Below are 7,814 nucleotides of genomic sequence, written 5' to 3' on the forward strand. Positions count from 1 at the left end.
TTTTTTAGTTTAAATTAGTATAAAAACCCAAAAAATAAAAGTGTAGTATAATTAATATTGTATAAATAGAGCATTTATTTGCACTTTTTTATACGCTAAATAACATCACTTATTTGAAAGGGAAACAAATGTCTGTATTTGACAGTAAATTTAAAGGAATTCACGTTTATTCAGAAATCGGAGAATTAGAATCGGTTTTAGTTCACGAACCAGGGCGTGAAATTGACTACATTACACCAGCTAGACTAGATGAATTATTATTCTCAGCTATCTTAGAAAGTCATGATGCAAGAAAAGAACACAAACAATTTGTATCAGAACTAAAAGCTAACGACATCAATGTTGTTGAACTAACTGACCTAGTTGCAGAAACATATGATTTAGCATCACAAGAAGCTAAAGACAAATTAATTGAGGAATTTTTAGAAGACTCAGAACCTGTTCTTTCAGAAGAACACAAAATGGTTGTAAGAAACTTCTTAAAATCAAAAATGTCATCAAGAGAATTAGTTGAAATTATGATGGCTGGAATCACCAAGTATGATTTAGGTATTGAAGCAGATCACGAATTAATCGTTGACCCAATGCCAAACCTATACTTTACCCGTGACCCATTTGCATCAGTTGGTAATGGTGTAACAATTCACTACATGCGTTACAAAGTTAGACAACGTGAAACATTATTCTCAAGGTTTGTATTTTCAAATCACCCTAAACTTGTAAACACACCATGATACTACGACCCATCTCTAAAATTATCAATCGAAGGTGGAGACGTATTTATCTACAACAACGAAACCTTAGTAGTTGGTGTTTCAGAAAGAACCGATTTACAAACAATAACCTTGTTAGCTAAGAATATTGTTGCTAATAAAGAATGTGAATTCAAACGTATTGTTGCAATCAATGTTCCTAAATGAACAAACTTGATGCACTTAGACACATGACTAACAATGTTGGACAAGGATAAATTCCTATACTCACCTATTGCTAATGATGTATTTAAATTCTGAGACTATGATTTAGTAAATGGTGGAGAAGAACCACAACCAATGGAAAATGGTTTACCACTAGAACAATTATTAGAATCAATTATTAACAAAAAACCTATCTTAATTCCAATTGCTGGTGAAGGTGCTTCACAAATGGAAATTGAAAGAGAAACTCACTTTGATGGTACAAACTATCTAGCAATTAGACCAGGTGTTGTTATTGGTTATTCACGTAACGAAAAGACAAACGCTGCCTTAGAAGCTGCTGGAATCAAGGTTCTTCCATTCCATGGTAACCAATTATCATTAGGTATGGGTAATGCACGTTGCATGTCAATGCCTTTATCACGTAAAGATGTTATGTGATAGTAACTATCTAAAATTATTGAATTTTATATATTAAAAATCCTCAGCAATAAGCTGGGGATATTTTTTTGATTTAAATTTTAGGGTTTAGCTTAATAGTTTTAAGCTTATCTACTTCAAGTTTTGTTATGAAATCATGCTTTATATCACCTGAAAATTCTTTTGGATCATATTCACTTTCGCCTCTAAACAAGATAATTTGGTTACCCCTGTTTTCAGAATTGTCACTTTCGACAATATGAATAAAATTAATTCCAATTAAATTAAATCTTGAATCTATTACCATCGAACCGCTTGAACCGCTATCAAGTGATTCGTTCTTTTCATTGTTAAGATATAGTGTTGTCATCTGTTGGAGAATATTTTTAGGCATTCCATGTTCAGATGCTTTTCCAAATGGCTTTTCATAGTCCATTCATTTATTGTCTATACTATTTCAATCTTTGTTTTCTTTTTCGTTATATCTTACCCATAAGCTATTAAAGTTATCTTTGTTATTTTTATCATTATCAACAACACGATTTTTTGTTTCAATATAGCCACCTTGTGATCTGGCAGCATTTAATTTAATTGTTCCATTGACATCTGGAAAACCGAGCACAAAATGAGTTTGGATGGGGCTCTCGTGATTCTTTTGCTTATTTGTTTCATTACCAAAACCAATATATCAATCCTTTTCGGCTGGTGTATCTAAAATTTCGTATAGGGTAGGAAATAGATCCCTTATATTATTTTTAGTGAATCTTAGTTTAAGAATTGCAAAATCAGCTCCGCCATTTTTAACTGTCCCAAGGCGGTTATTGACATCTGTGAGTTTATCAAAGAAATTTGTGACAGCCCGATTTGCTCTCAATCCCTTCGAGCTAAATCTTGGAGTGTAGTATATCCAATCTAAATACTGACTTTTTGTATCAGTACCCTGATGTGTGTTTAGCGATTTTTTAAAGTATTTTTGATAATCATTAATAATTTCACCATTATCCGCAGTTTCATAGTTATGCTTATTGAAATTAAAATTAGGGTCTAGTCTTCCAACAAAGTTATTAATATTTTTTTTATCTGTATTTTTGTTGTACACAATACTTTTGTCAAAGATATGAGTTAATGATGCAACGTGTGCATTGGTTGCAACTAAAAATTCATATTCTTCGCCGCCATTTTTATTGGTTGTTATTTTATTATCAATTCTGTCTACAATTCATGCTGTCCCAGAAGTACTTGTATAGCGCTGCGAAGGACTTCCACCAAAGGGTGGCCGTACTGTATAAATACCTTTATAATTTAGTGAGAATGACCTATCATAGATGTATTGATAAAAATCATCATTTTTTCTTAGCAATGAATTTCTTGTGTTAAGTGTTAAATGTCTAAATTGTGTAGATTTAGTTTTAAATAATAATGTTATTTCGCCACTTAAATCATTATGTTTAGCCTTTATTTCTTCAATTTCTTGATTGAAGTCTATCATTTTTTTGATTGTATCTAAGTCGATATAATAAAGAAACTGACTTAGATTAGATGGAAGATAGCCAAAAGGGTTGTTTCTTATAATTCCCTTAATTTTATTAGCAATATTCTCATCTTGCTTAATTTCGATAGAATTGTTGGGTATGGTATCAAAAGTGTCAAGGAACAAAGCTTTCATCATATGTTCTTTATTGTATCCATTAAAGAATTGACGTCATTTTTGTTCATCATTATCACCATATTCTCCATATATGCCAACTTCCTTAAGATAGTTTAAAAAACCAGGATCTAAGCGATTATTTGATAAATCTAAACCAGTGTTGTTATTCGCTGTTTTTAGATAGTTTTTAAATTCTTGAAGTTTCTTTTTATAATAAGGTGTTTGGGTGACAATAGCATTGGCATCATTGAATTTTTGTGTAGATTTATTGAATATTAAATCAAATCCTAGACTGTGCTTTGGTGAATCGGTTTTATAATTATTAGTTGTTGAGTTTATATCGGTATTAAGTTTTTGAAGCTCATGGTTTCTAATAATCTTCTTAAATTTTTGGCTTAGATTATATAACTGTGTTTTAAATTCTTTTAGGGCATTATTTAATTCTTCGATGTTATTATTGTAATCTCTTTGGCGGTCGCGATATTTTATTAAGTTTGTATATGCTATTGCGAGCTTATGGCGTTCATCGACCAATTCAGGATCATTATCTGTTTTTTCAAAGAATTCATTTACTGTTGATATTTGTTTTTGAGCTTCGGCAAGTAATGCTTGACTATCATTTATTTTTTCATAGTTAGGAGCAGGTACATCTATGCCTGGTGATGGGGTTATATCCGGCACGTTTGGAGATGGTATTTGTGGTGCTTCATTTGAATTATTATTTTGCTTGCTTATTTCATTATTAATTTTTTGTGATAACTCGCCAAAAATATCACGATAATCATTATTTGTGAAAGAAATTTTTTCTAGTTCATTTTTTAGTTTTTCTTGTTTATCAATGTCATGAATTGAAGATATATCATTGTATAGTTTTGCTTTTGATTTATAAAAATCAGTATTTTTTATATTTTTAGAAGTTTTAATTAAGGTTGATAATTTGTTTTTGATTGTTATTTCAATGTTAAGAGCATTTACATACGCAATTGCTTCTTGGTTATATTCATCAAAGATACTATTGGCATCATTGCTAATTTGTTCTAGCTCATCTTCAGTTATATTACCTTTTTTAATTTCATTTTGGTATTCATTATATTTAGGTGATCCATCAAGCCTTTCTATGTTTTTAGCAGTTTTGTCTAAAATTTTTTGAATTTCATTATCTAACTTTTTAATGATGTTGTCAATTTCTTTTGCATTAATATTTTGTTGGTTTAGTTGGTCTGACAACTCTTTTTTTAATGGATTTTTACTAGAAAGTCTTGAAATTAATTCTAATAATTTTTGCACATCCGGTTTCATTTGATGAGCAAGAATTTTTGCTTTAATATCTAATATTTTTTCTTCATTATCAGCACTAGTTAATTCGGTTTTTAATTCCTTTTTTAAATTATCATCTTGAAAGGAATCAAGCAATATTTCCACATCAGATTTTAGCTTATTTAAGTAACTATTAACTTGATTTTTAATATCATTAAAATCGTCGACGTTTGCGTCTTTATTACTAAATTTTTGTTTTAATTCTTTGTATTTTTGCTTTGTTTTAGAAAGTTTATTAAGCAAAATTAACGCTTCTTGTTTTAGAGTTGCTTTGTTTATTTCTAAATCTAGCAATTTTGAAATTTCTTCGATATTATTGTTCGTAGCTAATTTAGCTTTATTTGCTAGTTCTTCTTTATCATTGTTTGAAATATCAGATGCATTAATTTTTTCGATTAGGGCATTTATTTTATTTTTTAATAGTTGATCTTCAGTACTTATTTTTGATAGGAAATCAATAATATTTTTTTTAATTAGATTTATTTCTTCTAGTGTTTTAGCTTCACTTATTTGGATGATAAATTTTTCTTTTTTATCCTTACTTAAATCTTTTATCAAGGCATTTAGTTCTATTTTAGCTAATTCCAAACTTTTTGCTTTTTCTTGCAATATTAATTGTCTGTTAGTTTCTTCTAAAATATTTTTTAGGTTTGCGGCATCATTGTTATTTTGAAAATGATTGAGAAGATTATTTTTTATTTCGTTGTTTTTTAATTGATTAATTTTTGATAAAACAAATGCTCTATCCTCTTCTATCTGCTTTTTTATGTTTTTTAAAATAATTTGTAGAGTAGCATAATTTTTAGGCGAATATTGTCTAAATTTAGGATCATTAATTTGTTTTAAAAAATCTCTTTTGCTATCCTCATTCACTATGTTTGCAACTAAATTTTTAGCAGCCGTGATTAAGTCTTGTGTTTCTTGCTGCTGTTTGTTGTTTTTTAAAAAAGTAGCATATCCTATTCCCACAGCAGTCCCTATAATACCTAGCATTGAAACAGTAGAAATACTTGCTATTAAAATCTTCTTCTTTTTGCTTTTTTGCATAAAAAACCTCAATATTAAATTTTTATCTTATGTAAAAGTGTTTTTATTATACCTAATTTTTACTTCTATTAAGCTAAAAAAGAAATGTATTTTTATACAAAAAAATTTTGAATTATCATAACAAAACTCCTTATTGTTGATTAAATTTAGATTTAAATTTCTATTTTTTTATATTTGTCAATCCTTTGGTATGTACTGAATCATTCATATAATTAATCCACCATATAAATTTCAGTCTTCTAACTTATTATTTTTTTACTAAAATTGTGTTAAAATTTGAAAGTACTTTTTATAAAAGTATCGATAGATTATGAAAAAACAAAATTAATTTATCAAACACTATTGTGAATTCAATCGCATGTGCCTTTTTTGGTGTTGATTGTTAGAAACAATAGGGAGAAAAAACAAACTTATTTTTATTTATATCTTAAAAAGGAGATTAAAAAAATGACAACAGAACAAAAACAAGTTGAACAAAAGCCAGTTGAACAAAAAACTGCAGTATCTAGCGAACCCGTTATTGTTTCAAGAGAAAAATTATTAGAAGCAGGAACATATTTTGGTCATAGAGTAAGCCGTTGAAATCCAAAGATGAAACAATACATTTATGGAAAAAGATCAGGTATACATATCATCGATATTGCTAAAACTCAAAAAACTTTAGAATACGCATACAAACTATTAAATAAAATGGCTCAAAAACCAATCTCATTTATTTGAGTTGGTACTAAAAAACAAGCTAAATCTGCTATTGAAGCAGCAGCAGCAAGAACTAATTCAGTTTATGTTACTGAACGTTGATTGGGCGGAACTTTAACAAATTCGCAAACAATTTTTAAGAGTGTTAAGGAACTTGACAGATTAGAAGCTTTGCAAAAAAATGGATATCAAGGATATACTAAAAAAGAAGGTCTTCTAAATGATAAGAAGATTGCTAAGTTGCAAAAGAACCTTGGTGGTATTAGAAAACTAGCTAATAAAGCGCAGATGCCACAAGTTATGATTGTTGCTTCACCTGTTGAAGATGAAATTGCTATTAGAGAAGCAAAGAGAAAAGGTTTAAAAGTTTTTGCAATTCATGATACAAATTCAAATCCAGATTTAGTAGATTTTGTTATTCCAGCAAACGATGACTCGGCAAAATCATTAACTTTAATTATTACAATTTTAGCTGATGCTATTGCTTCTGCTAGAGGTGGTTCTCAATTATTTGCTTATAAAACTAATGAGGAAATTGTTTTACCAGAAGATCCTAGAACAAGCGAAATGAGAGAAATGAGAGAAAGAAGATTTAATAAACTAGTAGAATCTTCGAAAACACCTGAGGAAAAATAAATTATCTCAAAGTATAAGAAAGGGTATATATGTCAATCGATTTAAATAAAATTAAAGAATTAAGAGAAAGAACGAATTTAGGATTTTTAGATGTTAAAAAAGCGCTTGAGGCTAATGACAATGATGTTGAAAAATCAATCGACTGATTACAAGAAAAAGGAATTTTAAAGGCTGCTAAAAAAGCTGGAAGAATCGCAGCCGAAGGTATCGTTAGAGCTGTTGTTAAAGATAACGTTGCAGTTATATTTGAACTTAATTCTGAAACAGATTTTGTTTCTAAAAATGAATTATTTATTGAATTAGCAAATAAAATCGGTGAATCATTGTTGGTAAATGATTTTACCAGTGATGAAGAATTACAGGCAATTAAAATTGATGGTGTTTCAATCGAGGATCAAACTAGTTTATTAACAGCAAAAATTGGTGAAAAAATAACATTAAGAAGAGCGCTAAAATATGTTGCTAAGGAAGGCGAAATTGTGGCCGGTTATACCCATGCTAATAATAGAGTGGCAACGATTATTATGGGTAAGGGTATGAATGCTGAAGCATTAAGAAATGTATCGATGCATATTGCTGCTCTTAACCCATCTTATTTAACAGAACAATGTTTGTGTCCAGTTGAGTTAAAGGGTATTCATGATATGTTGGATGCATCACCTGCTCTAGCAAATAAGCCTGAAAAGATTCAACAATCTATTAAGGAAGGTTTACTAAGAAAACAATTAAACGAAAAAGGTGTTTTATTATATCAACCCTTCGTAATGGAAGATACTAAAACTGTTGGACAGTATCTAAATGATTCTCACTTGACTTTAGTTAGTGCTAAAAGATATGAGGTTGGTGAAGGAATAGAAAAGAAAACAGTTGACTTTGCCGCAGAAGTTGCCGAACAAATGGCTAAATAATAATTAAGATTAACTACCAAATTATGTGGTAGTTTTTTTATGCTAATTTAAAACTAGAAAGACAATCTATGATCAATTCTTTGAGTTCTTTTATAAACTTAGGTTTATTATCTTTAGATAAACACATTTTGGAGAACTTTAACACCTTATTTTTTATCTTTAGCATTACGCTTGAGAACAGGAAAGGCTGGAGAATTTAACTAATATTAAATCTGGAGATTT

General features: G+C 29.2%; 4 protein-coding genes. 3 read left to right on the forward strand and 1 reads right to left on the reverse strand.

What is annotated here, in order from left to right:
- Positions 1 to 128 precede the first annotated feature (128 nt).
- On the forward strand, positions 129 to 1,361 hold the full coding sequence (arcA, locus tag ACWXVJ_RS02730; RefSeq protein WP_438340628.1) for an arginine deiminase: 1,233 nt from the start codon (positions 129 to 131) through the stop codon (positions 1,359 to 1,361).
- Positions 1,362 to 1,431: 70 nt separating this feature from the next.
- Here the strand turns inward: arcA and ACWXVJ_RS02735 are convergent, their stop codons facing one another.
- Positions 1,432 to 5,349: an MAG2960 family serine endopeptidase lipoprotein gene (locus tag ACWXVJ_RS02735; protein WP_455966469.1), complete on the reverse strand. Its 3,918-nt coding sequence runs from the start codon at positions 5,347 to 5,349 to the stop codon at positions 1,432 to 1,434.
- 447 nt (positions 5,350 to 5,796) lie between these two features.
- Between ACWXVJ_RS02735 and rpsB the strand changes: the two genes are divergently transcribed.
- Positions 5,797 to 6,684 (forward strand): 30S ribosomal protein S2, encoded by an 888-nt coding sequence (rpsB, locus tag ACWXVJ_RS02740; protein WP_455966470.1) that lies wholly within the window; start codon positions 5,797 to 5,799, stop codon positions 6,682 to 6,684.
- A 29-nt stretch (positions 6,685 to 6,713) separates the two neighbouring features.
- Positions 6,714 to 7,592: a translation elongation factor Ts gene (tsf, locus tag ACWXVJ_RS02745; protein WP_455966471.1), complete on the forward strand. Its 879-nt coding sequence runs from the start codon at positions 6,714 to 6,716 to the stop codon at positions 7,590 to 7,592.
- Positions 7,593 to 7,814 lie beyond the last annotated feature (222 nt).

Source organism: Mycoplasma sp. 773, from assembly GCF_053851515.1.